The organism is Bradyrhizobium sp. AZCC 1578, assembly GCF_036924675.1.
Classification (GTDB): Bacteria; Pseudomonadota; Alphaproteobacteria; order Rhizobiales; family Xanthobacteraceae; genus Bradyrhizobium.
Genome location: NZ_JAZHRZ010000001.1, coordinates 3,764,463 through 3,786,278 on the forward strand (window position 1 = coordinate 3,764,463; position 21,816 = coordinate 3,786,278).

The 21,816-nt window shown below is 63.1% G+C and carries 21 protein-coding genes; 13 read left to right on the forward strand and 8 right to left on the reverse strand.

Translation table 11 applies throughout. The features are described 5' to 3' along the window. Window positions 1-266: 266 nt before the first annotated feature. On the reverse strand, window positions 267-596 hold the full coding sequence (locus V1290_RS17900) for a hypothetical protein (protein WP_334365627.1): 330 nt from the start codon (window positions 594-596) through the stop codon (window positions 267-269). A gap of 108 nt (window positions 597-704) precedes the next feature. Between V1290_RS17900 and V1290_RS17905 the strand changes: the two genes are divergently transcribed. The 3 genes from V1290_RS17905 to V1290_RS17915 all read left to right on the forward strand — a co-directional run bounded on the left by V1290_RS17905 (window position 705) and on the right by V1290_RS17915 (window position 2,705). After that, complete coding sequence (locus V1290_RS17905; protein WP_334369077.1) at window positions 705-1,103, forward strand: metallopeptidase family protein; 399 nt, start codon at window positions 705-707, stop codon at window positions 1,101-1,103. Between the two features lie 110 nt (window positions 1,104-1,213). Further along, window positions 1,214-1,819 carry a 3-isopropylmalate dehydratase small subunit gene (gene leuD / locus V1290_RS17910; RefSeq protein WP_334365628.1) on the forward strand — a complete coding sequence of 202 codons (606 nt, stop codon included), beginning with the start codon at window positions 1,214-1,216 and terminating at the stop codon, window positions 1,817-1,819. A 58-nt stretch (window positions 1,820-1,877) separates the two neighbouring features. Next, complete coding sequence (locus V1290_RS17915) at window positions 1,878-2,705, forward strand: hypothetical protein (protein ID WP_334365629.1); 828 nt, start codon at window positions 1,878-1,880, stop codon at window positions 2,703-2,705. Between the two features lie 127 nt (window positions 2,706-2,832). Here V1290_RS17915 and V1290_RS17920 read toward each other — a convergent pair whose 3' ends face one another. Next, the gene (locus tag V1290_RS17920; RefSeq protein WP_334365630.1) at window positions 2,833-3,711 is read right to left on the reverse strand and encodes an HpcH/HpaI aldolase/citrate lyase family protein; all 879 of its coding nucleotides are present in this window, start codon (window positions 3,709-3,711) and stop codon (window positions 2,833-2,835) included. Between the two features lie 101 nt (window positions 3,712-3,812). Between V1290_RS17920 and V1290_RS17925 the strand changes: the two genes are divergently transcribed. Further along, complete coding sequence (locus V1290_RS17925) at window positions 3,813-4,460, forward strand: carbonic anhydrase (RefSeq protein WP_334365631.1); 648 nt, start codon at window positions 3,813-3,815, stop codon at window positions 4,458-4,460. Window positions 4,461-4,593: 133 nt separating this feature from the next. Here the strand turns inward: V1290_RS17925 and V1290_RS17930 are convergent, their stop codons facing one another. Next, window positions 4,594-5,628, reverse strand: coding sequence for an aspartate-semialdehyde dehydrogenase (locus V1290_RS17930; protein WP_334369078.1), 1,035 nt, complete (start codon window positions 5,626-5,628; stop codon window positions 4,594-4,596). 189 nt (window positions 5,629-5,817) lie between these two features. On the opposite strand from V1290_RS17930, the gene V1290_RS17935 reads away from it, so the two are divergent. Then, window positions 5,818-6,549 carry a hypothetical protein gene (locus V1290_RS17935; protein ID WP_334365632.1) on the forward strand — a complete coding sequence of 244 codons (732 nt, stop codon included), beginning with the start codon at window positions 5,818-5,820 and terminating at the stop codon, window positions 6,547-6,549. A gap of 219 nt (window positions 6,550-6,768) precedes the next feature. Then, entirely contained in the window at window positions 6,769-7,152 is a 384-nt protein-coding gene (locus V1290_RS17940) for a hypothetical protein (RefSeq protein ID WP_334365633.1), read from the forward strand. 160 nt (window positions 7,153-7,312) lie between these two features. Here V1290_RS17940 and leuB read toward each other — a convergent pair whose 3' ends face one another. After that, the gene (gene leuB / locus V1290_RS17945) at window positions 7,313-8,425 is read right to left on the reverse strand and encodes a 3-isopropylmalate dehydrogenase (RefSeq protein WP_334365634.1); all 1,113 of its coding nucleotides are present in this window, start codon (window positions 8,423-8,425) and stop codon (window positions 7,313-7,315) included. 254 nt (window positions 8,426-8,679) lie between these two features. Between leuB and V1290_RS17950 the strand changes: the two genes are divergently transcribed. From V1290_RS17950 to V1290_RS17975, 6 genes are all read left to right on the forward strand, one after another. Further along, the gene (locus V1290_RS17950; protein ID WP_334365635.1) at window positions 8,680-9,876 is read left to right on the forward strand and encodes a YbfB/YjiJ family MFS transporter; all 1,197 of its coding nucleotides are present in this window, start codon (window positions 8,680-8,682) and stop codon (window positions 9,874-9,876) included. A gap of 224 nt (window positions 9,877-10,100) precedes the next feature. Beyond that, complete coding sequence (locus tag V1290_RS17955) at window positions 10,101-11,270, forward strand: saccharopine dehydrogenase family protein (protein ID WP_334365636.1); 1,170 nt, start codon at window positions 10,101-10,103, stop codon at window positions 11,268-11,270. A 148-nt stretch (window positions 11,271-11,418) separates the two neighbouring features. Continuing rightward, the gene (locus tag V1290_RS17960; RefSeq protein WP_334365637.1) at window positions 11,419-13,200 is read left to right on the forward strand and encodes a Rieske (2Fe-2S) protein; all 1,782 of its coding nucleotides are present in this window, start codon (window positions 11,419-11,421) and stop codon (window positions 13,198-13,200) included. Window positions 13,201-13,838: 638 nt separating this feature from the next. After that, the gene (locus tag V1290_RS17965; RefSeq protein WP_334365638.1) at window positions 13,839-14,912 is read left to right on the forward strand and encodes a TRAP transporter substrate-binding protein; all 1,074 of its coding nucleotides are present in this window, start codon (window positions 13,839-13,841) and stop codon (window positions 14,910-14,912) included. A 133-nt stretch (window positions 14,913-15,045) separates the two neighbouring features. Continuing rightward, window positions 15,046-15,606, forward strand: a complete 561-nt coding sequence (locus V1290_RS17970; RefSeq protein ID WP_334365639.1) for a TRAP transporter small permease subunit — start codon at window positions 15,046-15,048, stop codon at window positions 15,604-15,606. A gap of 19 nt (window positions 15,607-15,625) precedes the next feature. Continuing rightward, entirely contained in the window at window positions 15,626-17,008 is a 1,383-nt protein-coding gene (locus tag V1290_RS17975) for a TRAP transporter large permease (protein WP_334365640.1), read from the forward strand. Window positions 17,009-17,117: 109 nt separating this feature from the next. Here V1290_RS17975 and V1290_RS17980 read toward each other — a convergent pair whose 3' ends face one another. The 3 genes from V1290_RS17980 to V1290_RS17990 all read right to left on the reverse strand — a co-directional run bounded on the left by V1290_RS17980 (window position 17,118) and on the right by V1290_RS17990 (window position 19,285). Continuing rightward, window positions 17,118-17,903 carry a molybdopterin-dependent oxidoreductase gene (locus V1290_RS17980; RefSeq protein WP_334365641.1) on the reverse strand — a complete coding sequence of 262 codons (786 nt, stop codon included), beginning with the start codon at window positions 17,901-17,903 and terminating at the stop codon, window positions 17,118-17,120. A 17-nt stretch (window positions 17,904-17,920) separates the two neighbouring features. Next, window positions 17,921-18,550, reverse strand: a complete 630-nt coding sequence (locus tag V1290_RS17985; protein ID WP_334365642.1) for a cytochrome b/b6 domain-containing protein — start codon at window positions 18,548-18,550, stop codon at window positions 17,921-17,923. 180 nt (window positions 18,551-18,730) lie between these two features. Further along, window positions 18,731-19,285: a fasciclin domain-containing protein gene (locus tag V1290_RS17990; protein ID WP_334365643.1), complete on the reverse strand. Its 555-nt coding sequence runs from the start codon at window positions 19,283-19,285 to the stop codon at window positions 18,731-18,733. 429 nt (window positions 19,286-19,714) lie between these two features. Here V1290_RS17990 and V1290_RS17995 point away from each other — a divergent pair, with 429 nt between their 5' ends. After that, window positions 19,715-20,989 (forward strand): IS4 family transposase, encoded by a 1,275-nt coding sequence (locus tag V1290_RS17995; RefSeq protein ID WP_334369079.1) that lies wholly within the window; start codon window positions 19,715-19,717, stop codon window positions 20,987-20,989. Between the two features lie 36 nt (window positions 20,990-21,025). Here V1290_RS17995 and V1290_RS18000 read toward each other — a convergent pair whose 3' ends face one another. Continuing rightward, window positions 21,026-21,787 (reverse strand): SDR family oxidoreductase, encoded by a 762-nt coding sequence (locus tag V1290_RS18000; RefSeq protein ID WP_334365645.1) that lies wholly within the window; start codon window positions 21,785-21,787, stop codon window positions 21,026-21,028. Between the last annotated feature and the right edge of the window lie 29 nt (window positions 21,788-21,816).

Genomic DNA, 21,816 nt, shown 5'->3' on the forward strand with positions numbered 1-21,816 from the left:
GCACGTCTGCGCCGAATGGCTTGCATCAACTAACGGCATCGCCGCGACACGTGCACAGACTGAAGCAAGTGACTTGAATGCGGTGTGAATGAGTGCGCCATGAACATGAAGAATGCGCCACGAACATGAACGGATGCTGCTTGCCGCGATCTCGCGCGCACGGTTTGCGCAGACCGCCGTCAGCAACATCAACAGCGTTTGTCCACAGGGCCCTACTCGGCGCCTGTCGGAAAAATGCTCGACAGAAAAATAGAGAGGGGACGAATCTAGCCCGGCCGCCACCAGCAGTTCATGCGCGGGGTGATTACCGTGCCGCTCGGCCGGTACTCCTGCACGTAATGTGCGGTGCAATCGCGCACGGCGTTCGGCCCTGGGTTGTAGCGCGGATAGACACTGGGAGCCCACGGCTCGCTGCGATAGATCGGCACGCGCCGCAGCGGGCGCCGGCGCTGGGCGGAAACATCCGTGACGATCGGCTGCGGCGCCTGCGCGGTCCGCAGCACTGATGACGCCGTCTGCGCCTGCGCAGCCGCCACGTCAGGGAGCAAAAGCCCGGCCAAGGCAGCCGATATGGCGACCGTCACAATCCGCTTCATTGAAGTCCACCCAAAACTGATCCCCCGGTACGGTCACCGATTGGCGCGTCAAAATCAACTCGCAAAACTAGTATGCGCCTGGGCACAACACACGCTAAATACGACGTGATGTGGACCGAAGCAAAAGCGCCCTCGCTCGCCGAAATGGAAGCCATGGCGCATGAGGTGTTCGAGCGCCTGCCCAAGGGATTTCGTACCCTGTGCGAGGGCGTGATCATCCGCGTGGACGATTTCCCGACCGACGAGGTCCTGGACGAGATGCAGGCGCAGAGCGAGTTCGACCTGCTCGGCCTGTTCCAGGGCATCGGCCTGCCGCAACAGAGCAACCAGGACATAGCCCGCCTTCCCAACATGATTTGGCTCTACCGCCGCCCGATCCTCGACTACTGGGCCGAGCATGAGGAAACGCTGGGCCATATCGTCCGCCACGTCCTGATCCACGAAATCGGGCATCATTTCGGGCTGTCGGACGCCGATATGGAGGCGATCGAGGCCGCCGCAGACTAGGCCGGTTCGCGCCAAAACAGGCGGCCTATGCGCAAATTGGCCTTTTGCCGGGGCCACATTCGCGATAAATCACTGGCCCGTCCCACCTTTTCAACCGGGAAGTGCGATCGATGGAAAAGTTCACCACACTGGAAGGCGTCGCGGCGCCCTTGAAGATCATCAATGTCGACACCGACATGATCATTCCGAAGCAGTATCTGAAGACGATCAAGCGCACCGGCCTTGGCAAGGGTCTTTTCTCCGAACAGCGCTACAGGGACGACGGCAGCGAAAACCCGGATTTCGTCCTCAACCAGCCGGCCTATCGCAACGCCAAGGTGCTGGTCGCCGGCGACAATTTCGGCTGCGGCTCGAGCCGCGAGCACGCGCCGTGGGCGCTGCTCGATTTCGGCATCCGCTGCGTGATCTCGACCTCATTCGGCGACATCTTTTACAACAACTGCTTCAAGAACGGCATTCTGCCGATCCGCGTCTCACAGGACGACCTCGACAAACTGTTCGACGACGCCGAGCGCGGGGCGAATGCAACGCTGACCATCGATCTCGCCAACCAGGAGATCCGCGGCCCCGACGGCGGCAAGGTCAAGTTCGAGATCGATCCGTTCCGCAAGCACTGCCTGATGAACGGCCTCGACGACATCGGCCTGACCATGGAAAAGAAATCCTCGATCGACGATTACGAGGCCAAGCTTAAGAAAGAGCGCGCCTGGGCCTGATTGTGCTACGAGAGCCCCGGCGAAAATCGGGGCTCTTTTGTTTAAGGAGGCGGCGCGGATGCGGCCTGACGTCGTCACCTTCTGGCACGGCCGCCTCGACGGGCTGCGACTGACCTGCCTCAGATCGCAGGTTGCCGCCGGCCACAAGGTCACCGTCTACAGTTTCGATCCACTGCCCGGCCTGCCCGACGGCATCGGCAACGCCGAAGCCGAAGCGATCCTGCCGCATTCCTTTTCCGAGCGGCTGCGCCCGCCCGAGGCTGATGGAAGCTGGCGCGACTGGACCATCCTGCAGTTCAGCGATTTCTTCCGCATGCGGCTGATGGCAGAAAACGCCGGACTGTGGCTCGACGCCGACGTGCTGCTGCTCAAACCGATCGAGATCGATCCGGCAAAGCCTTACTTCGCGTGGGAGCGCCGGCGCCAACTCGGCAACTCGGTGTTGTACCTGCCGGCAAACGATCCGATCGTACGGGCGTTCGAGGAACTGATGGAGCAGGAGGACCTGACGCCGGACTGGCTGGCGCTGCGTCATCGCCTCACCTTCATGCTGCGTCAGTTACGTCGCCGATCGAGCCGTCTCTCCGACATCCGCGTCGCGATCTACGGCCCCGCCGCGCTCACGGCGCTGGCGCGCCGCGCGGACGAGTTGCAGCACGCGCTGCCGAAGCAGTCGTTCTACGCGGTGCACGCCGAGCCAAAGCTGTTCTTCGAGCCTTCGGATTTTTCAGGCCTGCTTGCCGCCCCCGAAATCATCGGCCTGCACATCTCGCCCAAAGGCCGCGGCGGTGAAAAGCCGATCCCCGGCAGCCTCTATGCCTGGGCGGCGGAGAGGTTCGGCTCCGCACTCCACCCTCCCCTGGAGGGGGAGGGTCGGCTCGCATGAGCGCAGCGAGTGCGAGACGGGGTGGGGTGATCTCTCCGCTCGGGCACTGCTGGATGTGGAGAGACCGTCACCCCACCCCGCCGCTCATTTCATGAGCGGCGCCCTCCCCCTCCAGGGGAGGGTAAGATCAATGCCCCATCGCCGCGATCGCATCCGCAATCGCGATCGTCCGCCGCGCCATGTCGGCGTGCAGCCGTTCCACCATCCGCCCGTCGAGCTGGATCGCCCCGCGCGAGGCGTTTTCCGGCTTTTCGAAAGCAGCAATGATCTTGCGCGCCTGCTCGACCTCCTCGGCCGGCGGCGTGAAGATCGCGTTGCAGGCCTCGATGTGGCTCGGATGGATCAGCGTCTTGCCGTCGAAGCCGAGATCGCGGCCTTGCGCGCATTCGGTCGCAAAGCCATCGATGTTGCTGATGTCGCTGTAGGGACCGTCGAGAATTTCCAGCCCGTGCGCGCGCGTCGCCAGGATGCAGTGCGTGATCATCGGAATCATCGTGGCGCGGCCCGGCTGCATGCGGATCCGCGTTTCCCGCGAAATGTCGTTCGGCCCGAACACGAATCCCGCAAGCCTGGTTTCGGAATCCCGCGATGCCGCGGCGAGCTTGTCGGCGTCCAGCACCGCGCGCGCGGTTTCGATCATGGCCCAGACCCGGATCGAGGTGGGCGCGTTGATGTCGCTGAGGCGATTGGCGATCGCGTTGAGATCGCCGACGGTGGAGATCTTGGGAACCAGAATGCCGTCGGGCCGCGCCTTGCCGGCCATGGTGACGTCCTCGACCCACCAGGGCGTATCGAGACTGTTGACCCGGATCAGCACCTCGCGCTTGCCGAACCCGCCCGCCGCGATCGCCTTGGCGATCTGGTCGCGGGCCATTGCCTTGGCGTCCGGCGCCACCGAATCCTCGAGGTCGAGGATGATCCCGTCGGCCGGCAGGTTGCGCGCCTTTTCCAGCGCCCGCGCGTTGGATCCGGGCATGAACAACAGGCTGCGGCGCGGACGGATCATGGGCTGGTTTCCTTGGTGACCTTGAGGCCTCCGCGATATCATCTCGCGCGGCGGCCTGAAAGCCTTGTTCCCGTCATCGGCTTATGGTTAGGCATGGCACCATGACCTCTTTCCCGCAACATCTGCTCGACGGTTACAGGTCCTTCACCTCGCAACGGCTGCCGACCGAACAGACGCGCTACCGGGAACTCTCCGAGCGCGGCCAGTCGCCCGCCGTGATGGTGATCGGCTGCTGCGATTCCCGCGTCTCGCCGGAAGTGATTTTCGACGCGGGCCCTGGCGAGTTGTTCGTGGTGCGCAACGTCGCCAACCTGGTCCCGGTCTACCAGCCCGACGGCGGCGCCCATGGCGTCTCCGCGGCGCTGGAATATGCGATCAACGTGCTGCGCATCAAGCATATCGTCGTGCTCGGCCATGCCCAGTGCGGCGGCATTCGCGCCTTCATCGACAAGATCGACCCGCTGTCGCCGGGCGACTTCATCGGCCGCTGGATGGCGATGTTCATCAAGCCGGGCGAGGTCGTCGAACAGCGCGAGCGCGAGACGATGCAGGAGTTCACGATCAGGATCGAGAAGGCCGCGATCTTCCGCTCACTGGAAAATCTGATGACGTTCCCGTTCGTGCGCGCCCGCGTCGAGCGCGGCGAGATGGAATTGCACGGCGCCTATTTCGGCGTCGCCGAGGGCTCGCTGTTCGTGCTCGATCAGAAGGCGAAGGAGTTTCGCAGCGTCAGGGACATAGTCGCGTAGGGTGGGCAAAGGCGCAACGCGCCGTGCCCACCATGCATCCCGAACTTCGATGAGAATGGTGGGCACGCGGAGCCTGTCCATCGCGCGCGCATTCGCGCGACCCGTTGGCTTTACCCACCCTACGAATTCTCCCCTACGCCGCCTTCTTCTTCGCGGTGATCAGCTTGCGGTTGATCAGGGATTCGGCGATCTGCACCGCGTTCAGGGCGGCGCCCTTGCGCAGATTGTCGGAGACGCACCACAGGACGAGGCCGTTCTCCACCGTCGCGTCCTCGCGGATGCGGCTGATATAGGTGGCGTCCTCGCCGGCTGCTTCGTAGGGCGTGACGTAGCCGCCGGGCTCGTGCTTGTCGATCACGAGGCAGCCCGGCGCGTTGCGCAGGATGTTGCGCGCTTCATCGGCTGTGATCGGATTCTCGAATTCGATGTTGACGGCCTCCGAATGGCCGACGAACACCGGCACCCGCACGCAGGTGGCGGAAAGCTTGATCTTGGGATCAAGAATCTTCTTGGTCTCCGCCATCATCTTCCATTCTTCCTTGGTGTAGCCGTCCTCCATGAACACGTCGATCTCGGGGATGACGTTGAAGGCGATACGCTTGGGGAATTTCTTGTTGATCAGCTCGTCATTGGTGTAGACGGCCTTGGTCTGCGAGAACAGTTCGTCCATCGCATCCTTGCCGGCGCCCGAGACCGATTGATAGGTCGCGACCACGACCCGCTTGATGGTGGCCTTGTCGTGCAGCGGCTTCAGCGCCACCACGAGCTGCGCGGTCGAGCAGTTCGGGTTGGCGATGATGTTCTTCTTGGCAAAGCCCGCGGCCGCATCGGCGTTCACTTCCGGCACAATCAGCGGCACGTCCGGGTCCATCCGCCAGGCTGACGAATTGTCGATCACGACCGCACCCGCCGCGCCGATCTTGGGCGACCATTCCTTCGACACCGCACCGCCTGCCGACATCAGGCAGATGTCGACGTCGGAGAAGTCGTAGTGCTCGAGCGCTTTGACCTTCAGGGTGCGGTCGCCATAGGACACTTCGACGCCGACGCTGCGGCGCGAGGCCAGCACCACGACCTCGTCGGCGGGGAATTTGCGCTCGTCGAGAATATTGAGCATTTCGCGCCCGACATTGCCGGTCGCACCGACGACAGCGACTTTGTAACCCATCATTCACTCTCCGAGGAAAAATGCCGCCCTGCCGCGTCAAGCGGAAAGGGAGAAGGCAGCGCTTCTATGCGAGAAACGCCGATATGACAACGTTTGGCGGTTGCGTTTGGGCGTTTGATGCATTCGTTTCCGGCCGGTTCGGCCGATTCCCATCATAGGACGACAATTCACCCGGCGCTGGTAAGCTTCGTGGACGAGGTCTACGGCACGCTGGCACGGCTCTGCGCCTATCTGATGACGCTGGCGCTGATGGCCATTGGCGGTATCGCGCTATGGCAGCATTTGCCCGATATCACGGCGATGGAGGCGCCGCCGAAGGCCTGGAGCCAGGCCGGAGGCATGGCTCCGGCGTTCGCCGTAAGCCAGTTCATTTTTCCAGGCAAGATAGAGACTTACGAGGTTTTTCGGCATCCCGAGGGGGGCCGCAAGGACGTGTTCCGCTGGAGCGGGCCCGGCGGCACGCCGGTCGCCGAACTCGAAATCTATCGTCCGGGCGAAGAAATCGATCAGGTCGGCTCGGCGGCCGGCTACCTTGCCGCAAGGATGGACCCGGCTGGCCCGCGCGAGCTGGAGGCTGCCGCGATCATCGACAGCAAGTTCGGCCCCGTGAGGCTGTTTCGCCGGATCGGCGGCACGGAGGCCGCGAGCGCATGCCTCCGATTTTTCAAACACATCGATGAGCCGAAATTCCGTCTCTCGGGCTGGTCATGCCTGGCCGAGGGTGTCCCGGCCCGCCGCGCCGCGATCGGCTGCATGCTGAACCGGCTGATCCTGCTTTCGGCCGGCAACGATACGAAACTTACGGAATTGTTCGCCCGCGACGAAGTCAGGCGCAGCGATTGCGCGGCGTCAGGCGCGCCGGCGCTGTCTGCCGATTGGGTGATGGACGCCGATAACCCGCGACTGCGCGGCACCCTTTAGGCCCCGCGTTGGCGGCGTCAAATTCCGCCGCACCTCACGATTGTGGCAACAAGCGGCCAAGACACTTGTTTTCATGAAACTTTTTCGCTTCGCACCGCATTATTCGGGCGCGGTGTGGCGCAATTGACCTAGCGACGACGATCCCACCCCGGCTAGAATACACGCAACCAGATTTGGCGATCCGCCAGCCCGTCACGGGCGGACAATGACGAGGATGCAATGACCCGAAAATTCCCCGCTGCGAGCAAGCTCGCGACGCTGCTTACCGCGGCCGCCCTCGTCGCGGTCGGCGCGACCGCCGCCAGCGCTCAGTCCAAGCAGCAGCGATATGACCGGGACGGCCGTCCCTATTACGGCGCAAACGGTCCCAACCGGGTGTACCAACAGGGCCCGCGCACCCGCGTCTACGTCACCACGCGCTCCTGGCTCGATGCCGGCACCGAAGTCTTGCCCGGCGACCGCAAGTTCATGGACTACGCCTTCCCGTCGCCGTACGGGTACCCAACGTTCGCGCGCGAAAACCTCAACCGGCCGATCGACCGCCAGCCGCTCAACCCGCCTTCAGATTTGGGCGGCCAGCCGACCCAGTTCCCGCTGTATTGATTTAGATCGAATAACCACGCCGTCGCCCCTGCGAACGCAGGGGCCCATACGCCGCGGCTTCTCGATTCAGGCACACTGGTCGACGGCTTTCGCTTCACCACCAACGGCTGTGGTTATGGGTCCCTGCGTTCGCAGGGACGACAACGATTTTGTTGCTCGCTTACGCGTGCAGCTTCTGCAATTCCTTCAAAATCGCTTCGCCCATCTGCGTGGTTGAGGCTGCCGTCGTGCCCTCGGACTTGATATCCGCCGTACGCAATCCACTCGCCAGCACCGCTGCGATCGCCGCGTCGACCTTGTCGGCCAGCGCACCCAGATCGAAGGAATAGCGCAGCGCCATTCCGAACGACGAAATCATCGCGATCGGATTGGCCAATCCCTTGCCGGCGATGTCGGGCGCCGAGCCGTGCACCGGCTCGAACAGCGAGCGGCGCTTTTTGGTCTTGGCGTCGATCTCGCCGAGCGAAGCCGAGGGCAGCATGCCGAGCGATCCCGTCAGCATCGCCGCGATATCGGACAGCATGTCGCCGAACAGATTGTCGGTCACGATGACGTCGAACTGTTTTGGCGCCTTCACCAGCATCATGCCGCCGGAATCGGCGAGCTGATGCTCCAGCGTCACGTCGTTGTATTCGCGCGCATGGACGGCCGTCATGACCTCGTTCCAGAGCACGCCCGACTTCATGACGTTGCGCTTTTCCATCGACGTCACCTTATTGCGGCGCTTGCGCGCCAAATCGAAGGCGACGCGGCCGATGCGCTCGATCTCATAGGTGTCGTAGACCTGGGTATCGATGGCGCGCTTTTGGCCGTTGCCGAGATCGGTGATGGTTTTCGGCTCGCCGAAATAGACGCCGCCGGTCAGTTCGCGCACGATCATGATGTCGAGGCCTTCGACCGCCTCGCGCTTCAGGCTGGAAGCATCGGCGAGCGCCGGATAGCACACGGCTGGGCGCAGATTGGCGAACAGCCCGAGATCCTTGCGCAGGCGCAGGAGACCCGCCTCGGGGCGCACCTCGTAGGGCACGCTGTCCCACTTGGGACCGCCGACCGCGCCGAAGATGATGGCATCGGCCGACTTGGCTTTGTCCATGTCGCCTTCCGAGATCGACACCTTGTGCGCGTCATAGGCGGAGCCGCCGACCAGCCCCTGCTCGGTCTCGAATGACGCGATGCCTGCCGCGTTCAGCCAGTCGATCAGGCGCTGCACCTCCCCCATCACTTCGGGGCCGATACCGTCGCCGGGGAGAAGCAGCAGTTTATGGGTCGCCATGGAAGATCCTTGCTATGTTCGTCATTCCGGGACGGCGCAACGCGCCGGGCCCGGAATCCCGAGATTGGATGCAACGCGCTTCCTCGATGCGCAATTGCGCATATGAGGTTCGCGGCTTTGCCGCGCCCCGGAATGACGGGGCCGGCGGGAGTGCTAGAGCGGCATTGCGCGATTGGCAAGACACCATTGCGGCCGCAGAGCCTGTGCATCCCCCTGCCGGCCTGCCACAATGCCGTTCCGCCGGAGCAAATTCCTTGCACGCCCCCGACCGTCCCGCGAGTTACGCGCATCCCGCACGGCTGATCCTCATTCTGTCGCTGGCGCCGACCGTCGGTCTCGGCATCGGCCGCTTTGCCTATGCGCTGGTGCTGCCTGACATGCGCGACACCCTGGCCTGGAGCTATTCCGCGGCCGGTTTCATGAACACCATCAACGCCGCCGGCTATCTCGCAGGTGCCCTGCTCGCCTCGCGCATGATCCGGCGTTTTGGACTGGCCGCTTCGGTTCGATGGGGCACGCTGGCCTGCGTGCTATCGCTGGCGCTCTGCGCCACCACAGGCGATTTCTACGTCCTGAGTTTCGCGCGGCTTCTGGCGGGGGTCGGCGCCGCGGCCGGATTCGTCGGCGGCGGCGCGCTGGCGGCGACGATTGCGCAGTCGCGCCCCGAGCGGGCGAATTTTCTGCTCAGCCTGTTCTATGCCGGCCCCGGGATTGGCATCCTGGCGTCGGGACTGGTGGCGCCGTTCGTGCTGCAGGGCTTTGGGCCGGGCTCGTGGTGGATGGTCTGGTGGGCGATGACCGCGCTGGCGGTCGTCATGACGATTCCGGTCCTGCTCGCACCGTTTCATGCCGGTGCTGCCCTGACCGAAACGACGGCGGCCAAATTCGCCGTCGCGCCGGTCGTGGTCTATCTCGCCGGCTACTTTCTGTTTGGCGCCGGCTACATTGCCTACATGACCTTCATGATCGCCTATGTCCGCGACGCCGGTGGCGGTGCCGCGGCGCAGAGCGCGTTCTGGAGCCTGATCGGTGTCAGCGCTTTCATCACGCCTTGGGTATGGCGCCGCGTGCTGGCGCTCGACCGCGGCGGCCTCGCCACCACGATCATTCTCGGTGTCAACGCCATCGGCGCGGCGATGCCGATCTTCGGACACTCGGTGTGGCTATTGGCGATATCCGCGCTGGTGTTCGGCGTGGCCTTCTTCGCCGTGGTCGGATCCACCACTGCCTTCGTCCGCTTCAACTACCCGCCGCAAGCCTGGCCCACCGCGATCGCGGCGATGACGATTTCATTCGGCATCGGTCAGACGCTAGGTCCGATCGTGGTCGGCGCGATCACGGATGCGCTGGGCAGCCTGTCGTTTGCGCTGAATGTTTCCGCGGCGATGCTGGCGCTGGGGGCGGTGCTCTCGGCGTTTCAGAGGAAGGTGATGCAGAAACCCTCGACGTGATGGTTCTCCACCCGCGGGTCGTCCTGCGAACGCAGGGACCCATAACCACAGGATTTCGTGGTTATGGGAAGCTGTTCCTCCAGCCTTTTCCAATATTCAGATCCCGCGGTATGGGTCCCTGCGTTCGCAGGGACGACGGGAGTGTGGCAGTTTGCGCCATAAAGTGACGTCGCCTGATGGTAAGGTGTCTGCTCGACAGCGGGAACTCGAGGAGGACCAACGTCGTGAAGCGGGACTTCGACCTCATCGTCTATGGTGCGACGGGTTACACCGGCCGTCTCATCGCCGAATATCTGGCGACGTCCTATCGCGGCGACGATGCTCCATCCTGGGCGATCGCGGGACGCTCGACCGACAAGCTCCAGAAGGTGCGTGTCGACATCGGCGCACCGGATGATTTGCCACTGCTCAAGGCGGATGCCGACGAGCCGGCGAGCCTGCGTTCGATGTGCGAGCGTGCGGCCGTGATCATCACGACCGTCGGGCCCTATCAGCTCCACGGTCCCGGGCTGGTGGCGGCCTGCGCAGCCGCGGGAACGGCCTATGTCGATCTCTGCGGCGAACCGGTTTGGATGCGGCGCATGATCGACGCCTATCACGAAGAGGCGAAACGGACCGGCGCGCGCATCGTCTTCTCCTGCGGCTTCGATTCCATCCCGTTCGACCTCGGCGTGCTCACGGTGCAGGAGAAGGCGCGCGAGAAATTCGGACGCCCGGCGCGGCGGGTCAAAGCCCGCCTGCGCAAGGTAAAAGGCGGCATGTCTGGCGGTACCGCGGCGAGCGCCCAGGCGACATTGGCCGCCGCCGCGCGCGACCCGGCCCTGATCGGGCTGCTGACGGACCCCTTCGCGTTGACGCCGGGGTTCACCGGGCCGTCTCAGCCGTCGGGCCTCATCCCCGAATACGATCCACACATGAACGCATGGCTCGTGCCGTTCCCCATGGCGCCGGTCAACACCAAGAACGTGCACCGCACGAATTTCCTGTTGGGTCATCTCTACGGCAGGGATTTCGTCTACGACGAGATGATGGTCGCGCCTGGACTGGGGGAAATCGCCGGCGTGACGACGGAGACGTTTGCCACGGTGTTTTCCTTGTTCAGGACCGGCGGTCTCAAACCCGGCGCAGGCCCGTCCCGGGAAGAGCGCGAGAAGGGCTTCTACGACATCCTTTTCCTGGGCGAGTTGCCAGATGGCAGACGGGTCGAGACGGTCGTCAAGGGCGACCGCGATCCGGGCTACGGCTCGACCAGCAAGATGATCGCCGAGAGCGCTCTCTGCCTCGTGCGCGACGTGCAGGGCGAGGGCGGCATATGGACGCCGGGCGCGCTGATGGGTCCGGCGTTGCGCAAGCGTCTGACGGAGCGCGCCGGCCTCACCTTCAGTGCGCGTTGAGGTAACGCTCAGAACGGCAGCGGCGTGATCCAGTGCGGTTACTTTCGCGCAGCCCCAACACCACCGCATCCTCTCGCCTTTGCGCGAGAGGATGCCTATGTTGCGGAGTACCTGCAGCGCCCCCAAAGCGACAATGGGAGGTATGCTCATGGACGCGCCGAGCAAGGAATTTGCGCTGGCGGGCAGCCTTGAGGAGCTGAAGCTCAAGGGGCGGCTCGTTGTGCGCGGTGACCATCGTCCGATCCTTGTCATCTACGACCGCGGACGTGCCTTCGCCCTCGACAATCGGTGCCCGCATATGGGCTTCCCGCTCGATCGCGGCAGCGTCGAGGACGGTATCCTGACCTGTCACTGGCACCACGCGCGCTTCGATCTCGAAAGCGGCTGCACCTTCGACCTGTGGGCGGACGACGTGCCGATCTGCCCGGTCGAGGTGCGCAATGGTGACGTCTGGGTGAAGACCACGTTCACGCATGCCGATCTCGCCGCGCACTGGCATCAGCGGCTTGCGAACGGCCTCGCCCACGACCTCGGCCTCGTCATTGCCAAGGCCATACATGGTCAGCTCGCGGCCGGCGTACCGCAGACCGAAATCGTACGGGAGGTGGCGCTGTTCGGGGCGCAAAATCGCGACGGATGGAGCGTCGGTCTTACGATCCTTACGGCACTCGCCAATATCCTGCCTTTGCTGCCGGAGGATGAAGCCTATCTCGCTCTATTCCACGGCGCGCGCCGCGTGGCGGCGGACTGCGACGGCGAGGCGCCGCGGCGGGAACGCGCGCCGCTTGGAAGCCGACCAGATCCGGCCGCGCTCAAACGCTGGCTGCGGCGTTGGACAAACGTGCGCCATCGCGAGGCGGCCGAGCGCACCCTGCTCACGGCGATTGCTGCCGGCTTCTCCCCGGCTGAACTCGCCGATGTTCTGTTCACCGCCGAGACCGAGCGGGCTTTCGCCGACACTGGGCACTCGCTCGACTTCATCAACAAGGCATTTGAGTGCCTCGACCTGATCGGTTGGCAACACGCGGCAGCTCTGCTGCCGACTGTCGTCGGTCAGATGGTAGCGGCCCGTGGCGCCGAGGAATCGACTGCCTGGCGCCAGCCCGTTGACCTTGTTGCGTTGTGTGAGAAATCAACCAGCGAACTCGCGGACCTGTTCGCTGCCGGACGCGGCTCGCGCGACTGGTCGGGCCACGCCGCACTGGCTCAAGAGCTGCTCGGTGACGATCCGGCCAGGATCGTTGACGCGCTCAAGGGGGCGATCCGCGCCGGTGCCGCTCCTGCTGACCTTGGCCAATCCCTCGCCTACGCGGCAGCGCTCCGGGTGGCGCGCTTCGGCAATGCCAACGAGCACGCCGACTGGGAGACGGCGCATCACGTTTTCACCTACGCCAACGCAGTCCACCAGATGCTGATCCGCATCGGGACTGCCAACATCGACACTCACGTCACGGCCGCGCGCGGCGTATTGCACGGGGCGATGGCACTCTACCTTGCTCGCTATCTCAATGTGCCGCCGGCGCGCATCCCGGGCGACGGCGGCGAGCAGCTCGATGATCTGCCCGCGGATCCAGAGACGATCAGCGCCGCCTTGCTCGATGCCTTCGACCGGCAGAGACAGGTCGATCTCGCCGCACGCCTGGTGGCACGGCATCTCACGCTCGGCCATTCGCCGCAGGCGCTGATCGCTACGCTCGCGCATGCGGTGCTGCGAGAAGATGCAGGCTTCCATGCGTATCAGATGCTGGAGGCCGGAGTCCGGCAGTTCGGCGCGTGGGGTGACACGAACGAGGGCCGACACATCCTGATCGCGGTTGCCCGCTATCTGGCGGCCCATTCACCGACAGAACGCGCCTCTCTGCAGACAGCCGACATCGCCCGCCGCTTGATGCGGGGTGGCGAGCTGCATCAAGAGGCTGGATCGTCCTGAGGTCACGCGCTGAGGGCGCACTAAGGGCGATCTGAAGTGACAAAGGCCTGCGCGCCTCAAGGGCGCGACCTCGCGCAGGCGCTGGCGGAGATTCCGATCGAGCCATCCTGCTTCTGCCGACGAATGGGCATGGCAGCCGCGTAGTCGTTCTCGGCTCCAGTTTGGATTGGGCCTTTGGCCGAAACCAGCCTGTCGTCGCATCGGTTGTCTGCGGCAGAGCGAAGATCGGTCCGCGCTCTCTTCGCGGCTGCTTTTGGACCCGAGTCGGACATCGGGGCACTGGCTTGTACTAGTTGTTTGTGCGGCACCCTGGCCAATGTGAGCTCTTTTGGATGGGCGTGGGATCGTGTAGTCTTGTTTAGAGCTGCTCTTCGAGACGGGACGTGCCGACGTCTTCGTTCGAGGCGAATTGGCAGCGGGGAATGCCGTCGGCAGGCATCGCACTCTCAATAGAACCGACAGTCCTTTTGTGCCGGTATCGAGCACTCGCCGTGCCGCACGGGCACGCGAAATGCTTGCTTTGACTGCGACGAGGGAGCGGCACGCAACCACCTTAACGAACGTACCGTCGAGCAACCATTGCGGCCGTGTGGGCTGCGGGAGTGGGCATTGCGCGCAACGAAGGGAGGAGCTGCAACATGATGAAATCCACACTGTTAATGGGACTCGCGGGGCTATCCGCCTTGGCGCTCACCGCGGTGTCTACAGATGCAAACGCGCAGGAAAAAGTCCGCTGGAAGATGCAGAGCGCGTTTGGCAGCCAACTGCCACACCTGGGGCCCCCGGGCGTGCGCTTCTCGAAGAATGTCGAACGGTTGTCGGGCGGAAAATTGGAGATCAAGTTCTACGAGCCCGGCGCGCTGATCCCGCCGCTGGAGTGCTTCGACGCGGTATCGAAGGGCTCGATCGAAGCGTGCTGGACGACGCCGGGCTACCACACGGGCAAGTACCCCGCGCTCGCCTTCTTCACCACCGTGCCGTTCGGTCCGCCCGTCGGCGAGTTCTTTGGCTGGAAGTGGTTCGGCGGCGGCAACCAGTTGCGCGATGAGATCTACGCCAAGCACGGCCTGATTGCGATCGACTCCAGCGCCATCGCACCCGAGACCTCCGGCTGGTTCCGCAGAGAGATCAAGTCGGTCGAGGAGTTGAAGGGGCTGAAGATGCGGTTCTTCGGCCTTGGCGCACAGGTGATGCAGAAGCTCGGCGTCTCCACTCAGTTGTTGGCAGCGGCTGACATCTATCCTGCGCTGGAGCGCGGCGTGATCGAGGCGACCGAGTTCTCAATGCCGACGATGGACACCAAGTTGGGCTTCCATCAGATCGCCAAGTTCAACTATTTCCCGGGCTGGCACCAGCAGGTCTCGGTGGGCGAGCTTCTGATGAACAAGGCGGCGTGGGATGCGCTGTCGGATCAGAACAAGGCGATCATCGAGATCGCCCTCGGCGAAAACATCATGCGCAACTACGCCGAGAGCGACCACGCCCAGTTCGCGGCGATGGCCGAGATGCGCGACAAGTATAATGTTCAGGTCAAGCGCTGGAGCGACCAGGACCTGGCCACGCTGGAGAAGGCCTGGCTGGAAGTGCTGGCGGAGGAATCGGCCAAGGACCCGCTTTTCAAGAAGGTCGCCGACCACTACCTGGACTACCGCAAGAAGTTCAAGGTTTGGGGCGACTCGCAGACGATGAAAGCCACCTACCTGAAGGATTGAGCGGAGGCAGCCGGTGCAGCGCGCGGCTGCGCCGGCTCCCGCCGGGGAGGTTTGCCTCGCCGGCCGGTGATGAGATCTGCCGGTTGCGCACGGCGCGCTGCCGCGGGATGCGCCACAGCAGGACTTTGTCGCGATGACTGCATTGCTGAAGCTGTCCGAGAACATACGGCGGGCGCTCGAGTTTGTTGCCCTGGCGTCCGGTTGGCTGCTGGTCATCATGGCGTGCGTGACCACGTTCGATGTCGTCGCGCGGAAGTTTGGCTTGCAGCTGCCGTACACCAAGCTGCAAGAGCTGGAATGGCACTTCCACGCCGCGATCTTCTCGCTCTGGATGGGCTACTGCTACACGATCAACGCGCATCCCCGGGTCGACACGTTCACCGACAAGATGTCGTATCGCAACAGGGCATGGATCGAACTCGCCGGCTGCCTTGTGTTGGCGCTGCCCTACATGGCGCTGGTCGCCTACTACAGCCTAGATTTCGTTACGCAGTCCTATCGGCTCGGCGAGCAATCCGACAGCACGGTCGGGTTGACCCACCGATGGATCATCAAGGGCGTCTACGCTGCCGGCCTGTGGATGGTGGTGCTCGGCATCCTCAGTGTACTGCTCCGCGTGATCGTCTTCCTGTTCGGTGAAAAGTCGGAGCGGGAGGTCAATCTGCAAATCGGACACGTGATTACGGACGTCTAGTCCAACGGAGGACTCCAACGTGCTCGACTGGCTGGCCGACAATCTCGCTCTGATCATGTTCGTGTCGATGTTTTTCTTCATTTTCATCGGCTACCCGGTCGCCTTCATCATGGGCGGGCTGGCGCTCGTCTTTGCTGTCCTGGGCGCTTGGCTCGGCACGTTCAACCTGATGGGCTTATCCGATATCGTACTGCGCATGTGGGGCGGGGTCGCCAACGATCCGGTCCTGGCGTCGGTCCCCATGTTCATCTTCATGGGCGCAATCCTCGAGCGATCGGGCTCCGCGAAGGACATGCTGGACGCAGCCGAGGTCCTGCTCAAGCGGTGCCCAGGCGCGCTGGCGGTCTCCGTGATGGTGATGGGCACGATCCTGGCGGCGCCGATTGGCGTGGTCGGCGCGGCTGTCATCACGCTGTCGGTGATCGCCCTGCCGCAGATGCTGGCCGCGGGTTACGACAAGCGGCTTGCCATTGGCACCATCGCCTCGGCCGGAACGCTCGGCATCCTGATTCCGCCGGCGATCATGCTGGTGGTAATGGCGGATATGCTGGCGATCTCGGCAGGCAATTTGTTTCTCGCCGCAATCATGCCAGGCTTCCTGCTCTCTGGCCTCTACCTCGTCTATGTATTGCTGGTCGCCATCTTCAGGCCGGGCGCCGCGCCCAAGCTGCCGCCCGGCTACGGGCCGCAGACCCGCCGTGCGTTCTGGTACGCCGTCTGGCGGGGGCTGTTCCCCATGACGGCGCTGCTGGTGATCGTGCTCGGCTCGATCTTCGCCGGCTGGGCCACACCCACGGAGAGCGGTGCTGTCGGCGTGCTCGGCTCCATGTTCATCGCCGTGCTGAACAGGCGCCTGACGTTCAAGGTGATGAACGAGGCGATCTATTCCTCCTGCCGCGCCAACGGCCTGGTGTTCCTGGTCTTCCTCGGTGCCACCGGCTTCTCCTACGTGTTCCGAGTGCTCGGCGGCGACGACGTGATGATCTCGACGCTTACCCATTTCGGCATCGACACCAAGTGGGAAATGCTCACCTTCATCATGGTTCTGATCTTCCTGCTCGGCTTCCCGTTCGAGTGGATCGAGATCTGCCTGATCGTCCTGCCGGTGTTCGCGCCGATACTGTTGAAGTACGACTTCTCCGACCACATCGGCAGCAACGCTGCCCTGATGACCTGGTTCGGCACGCTGGTTGCGGTCAATCTGCAGACCGCATTCATGACGCCGCCGTTCGGGGCGACGCTGTTCTACATGAAGGGCACGGCGCCGCCGGGCATCACCATGAGCGACGTGTTTACGGCCATGTATCCGTTCGTTGCGCTGCAGGTGCTCGGCTTGATGCTGTGCATTTATTTCCCAGCCATCAGTCTGTGGCTGCCGAGACTGGCCGGCTTCGTCGAATAGTCGCCATTCGTGGAAATTCGGCTTCGGCAATGGCCCGAAGCGGACTTGCGGGACATGTTCGCTTCGCGCCGATTTCGGACGACATCAAACGCGGCTGATCCGAACGTCTCTAACTCCCGCTAAACGAATTATACCCCTGGTCTTCCCAGAAGCCGCCCTTGTAGTCGTTGGTGACTTCCATCGACATCACGTATTTCGGGTTCTTGAAACCGAGCTTGGTCGGCACCCTGATCTTCATCGGGAAACCATAGGCGCGCGGCAGGATCTCGTCACCGAATTTGAACGTCATCTGGGTCTGCGCATGCAGTGCGCTCGGCATGTCGAGCGGCGAATTGTAGCCGTCTTTATCGGCGCACTGGAACCAGACATATTTCGCCCGCGTATCCGCGCCGACCAGTTTGAGGAAATCGCGCAACGGCGTGCCGGTCCAGCTTCCGATCGCGCTCCAGCCTTCAACGCAGATATGGCGCGTCACTTGCTTGACCTGCGGCAGTTGATAGAGCTCGTCCAGCGTCCAGGACTTCTTGTTCTCGACCAGGCCACGCACTTCGAGTTTCCAGGTCTTGCCGTCGACTTCCGGCGCCTCGTCGAGGTCGTAATAGGCGTTGAACGGGAACGGCTTTGTAATTGCGCTTTCCGGGAACGTCGGCGCCATCGCATTGGGATTGAACATCAATGCTTGCACGCCGTCATTGAATTTCGAGACCTGCTTCAGCATCTCCTCGGCCGAGAAACTGTCCGTCACATCGCAGCCGGTCAGAAGCGTCAGCGCGCCGAGGCTGGCGCCGCCCGAGATGAAGCGCCGGCGGGTGAGATCCGGCATGGACTTGACGGCGTCTCTGACGAGAAGCGTCTTGTCGACGCCGGGGATCAGAAGCTTGCGCATGCGGCCCATGGTCGCTCTCCCTTGAACTAGCGGCCGATGATCATGGCGCGCAGGCTCTTCGGTACCAGAAGGGCGAGCGCGACATGAACCACCATGAAGGCGACGATCGCCGCCATGCAGAAGAAATGGACGTAACGGGCGCCCTCGTAGCCGCCGAACAACGCCGCCAGGTATTGCAGTTGCACTGGCTTCCAGAGCGCCAGTCCCGACAGCACAATGAGGATGCCGACGACGATGATGCCGGCGTAGAGCAACTTCTGCACATAATTGTATCTGCTGAGGTCGTCGTGCGACAGCTTACCAGTCAGCGCAGCTTTCGTATCTGAAATCACGCCCTCCGGCGTGATCGGCAGCAGCTTCTTGCGGAAGCGGCCGGTGACAAAGCCCATCACCAGGTAGATCAGGCCGTTGACCATCAACAGCCACATCGCGGCGAAATGCCAGAGCAGCCCTCCGGCGAGCCAGCCGCCCAGCGTGACCGAACGGGGAAACGTAAAGCCGAATAACGGCGAGGCGTTATAGATCTGCCATCCCGACATGATCATCAGGACCATCGCGAAGGCGTTGGTCCAATGCAGCGCCCGCACCCAGGCCGGCTGAATGACCTTTGCCTTGGTTGACGCGGCGTGCTCGTCGCTGGCTGTTACGGCCGACATGGCTCATCCCCGCTTGCAATTCGTATCGAATATACGCCCGGAACCGTGGTTTCGTTACTGCCATGATTCTATCAGAACGATGCATGGCGCGTATCGACTTTCACGAAAAAGCGAGCCGGGTTGCCCCGGCCCGCCAATCCACACGCCCCTGTTGGGACCAGTTCAGGGACGCGCGGGAGCTCAGGACGCCGGCATCAGCACGGTGTCAACCACATGGATCACGCCGTTCGACTGATTGACGTTCGAGATCGTAACCATCGAGGTTCCGCCCTTGGCGTCGACGATCCAGGTCTTGCCGTCCTGGAGCTTGACGGACAGTTGTTCGCCTTCGGCAGTCTTGAGCTTCATGCCGTCCTTCAGGTCGGACGCGGCGAGCTTGCCGGGCACGACATGGTAGGTGAGGATCTTGGTCAGGGTCGCCTTGTTCTCAGGCTTCACCAGCGTCTCGACCGTGCCGACCGGCAGCTTGCCGAAGGCGGTGTTGGTCGGTGCGAACACCGTGAACGGACCCTTGCCTTCCAGCGTCGCGACCAGGCCGGCGGCCTTCACGGCGGCGACCAGCGTGGTGTGGTCCTTCGAATTGACGGCGTTCTGAATGATGTTCTTGGACGGGAACATCGCCGCACCTCCGACCATCACGGTCTTTTCTTCTGCGCTAACTGGCGCGGTGATGGTGGCGGTGAAAGCCAGCGCGCTGAAGACGGCGGCGGACAGAAGTGCAATACGTTTCGACATGGAATCTTCTCCCGAGGATTGCTGTGCCCGGCGGGTATCGCCGGTGATGAAAACAACGACGCTGGCCGATGGACCGGTTGATTTCGTCGTCGTTGGCCTGAGCTACGGGAGGTTTTTGGGCCGGTTTCGGCGAATAATTTATCGTGATGCTTGAAACTTTTGGGGACGTCGTCCGTGCGGTGATACGCCCCGTCGCCCCTGCGAAAGCACTAGGGCATGCACACATCTAGTTCAGGTGCGGCGGATTGACTCAGGCCTGCTGCAAGGATTCCAGAATCGGGAAGTCGTGTGATTCCTATTTCGGCACTTCGGCTTTGGCAGAGGTGTCGGCATGTTGTCACAGATTAATTGGACGCTGGGTCGGTTCGGGGATCTCCGCCTTGATAAAGGGGGGCGGCGCTGCTCGAATGCATGGTCGCGGGCAAAGATGTGTGTTTGCGGCGACTTTCGAAGGGCGATCGGGCGCTCGAGGTGCGGTTCAACCGCTTCCTGCGCAATCCCAAGGTGACAACGGAGCAGATCATCGAAAGCTGGAGTGAAAGCACAGTCGCAGCGGTCGAAGGCCGCCACGTATTGGCGATCCAGGACACCAGCGAGATCAACTTCCATACCACGGCGCGGCGCCGCCGCGGTCTCGGAGAGACCGCCAAGGGCAACGTCCACGGCGTGCTACTCCATCCCCTGCTGGCAGTGGATGCCGACGACGGCACCTGCCTTGGCCTGTTGAGCGGCCAGGCGTGGACGCGCAAGGGCCGCCGCACCGTCTCACACGACCGGCGCGACTTGTCGGACAAGGAATCGCAGCGCTGGATCAGCACCGCCCTTGCAGCCAAGCCGTTGCTGGCCGGCGCTGCCATGGTCACCGTGATTGGCGATCGCGAGAGCGACATCTTCGCGCTTTATGCGAGCGCGGCTGAGGAACACTTCCATGTGATCGTCCGCAGCATGCATGATCGCAAGCTCGCGGACGACACCAGTTTGTACGCAGCCATTGAGCGCATAGCTGTGACAGACCGGCGTGCCGTCTGGCTGCCCGCGCGAGTGCAACGGCCGGAGCGTGTCGCAAATCTCGAACTGCGCTTTGGTGTGATCGAACTGGCTCGACCGCAGACCAAGTTCCTGCGCCATCTGCCTAAGAGCTTGCCGCTATATGTGGTCGACGTCCGTGAACCCAATCCCGAAGCTGGCGTCGAGCCCCTTCATTGGCGGCTTCTCACCACCCACCCGGTAACCGGCAAAGAAGAGGCCTGGCGCATCGTCGAATGGTACAAGCGGCGCTGGCTGATCGAACAGTTCTTCCGCGTCCTCAAGACGCAAGGCTTCAAACTCGAAGACAGTCAGATCGGCTCAGCCGAGCGTCTCCTCAAGCTGGTCGCCATCGCCGCCAAGGCGGCGGTCATCACCGTCCAACTCTTGCAGGCGCGCGATGGCCGCGGCAAGCAACCCGTCAGCCTCGCCTTCAATGCCGATGAAGTTGCGGCGCTCACTGCCCTTAACGCACAGCTTGAGGCCAAAACCATACGCCTGAGCAACCCGCATCCATCCGATAGCCTTGCCTGGGCTGCCTGGATCATCGGTCGGCTCGGCAGCTGGGACGGCTACCCGTCATCCAAACCGCCCGGTCCAATTACCTTCAAACACGGCCTGGAATACTTCCACGCCGTCGCTGCCGGATGGAGCCTCAGAAATGTGTGCATGCCCTAGTGCGAAAGCAGGGACGACAATTGGAGAGAGTTCGCTTTAATCCCGGCTATTCGGCGTCTGGATGAAGCCGCGGTTGTGCGTCGGACTGATCAGGATCTCGTTGACGCAGACCCGCGGCGGCAGGCTGGCGACGAAGGCGATGGTGCGGCCGCAATCTTCCGGCTGCAGCATTTTCGCCTGCTCCTCTTCCGACGGCACGACCGGGCGCGATTTCAGGATCGGGGTGGCGACCTCGCCCGGCGACAGGCAGCAGGCGCGCAGGCCGTTGACGCATTCGTCCATGTTGAAGGAATGGGTTAGTGCCAGCACCGCATGTTTTGTCGTGGTGTAGGCTGGGCCCGGCATCTTTGACACATGACGGCCGGCCCAGGACGCGACGTTGATGATGCAGCCGTCCTTTTGCTTGCGCATCGCCGGCAGCACCGCGCGCATGCAGTAGAGCACGCCGTTGAGGTTGATATCGACGACCTTGTCCCAGCCCTCCAGTTCCATGTCGGCCCAGCTTCGCTTGGGCACGTTGATGCCTGCACTGTTGACCAAGAGGTCGATCCGGCCGTGTCGGCTGAGGATCTGGTCCGCCGCCTTGTCTACATCCGCCTTGTTGCTGACATCGAGCGCGATCGCCTCGGCCTTGCCGCCTTTTTGGGTGATATTGGCCACGACCTTGTCGAGGGCATCTTTCCGCCGCCCCGAGACCACCACCGTCCAGCCATCGGCTGCCAGCGCCTCGGCGCCGGCCTCGCCAATCCCGCTGCCACCGCCCGTCACCCAGGCCACGCGTTTCCCGCCATTTGTCATGCAAACTGTCTCCGTTGCTTTTTGAAGGG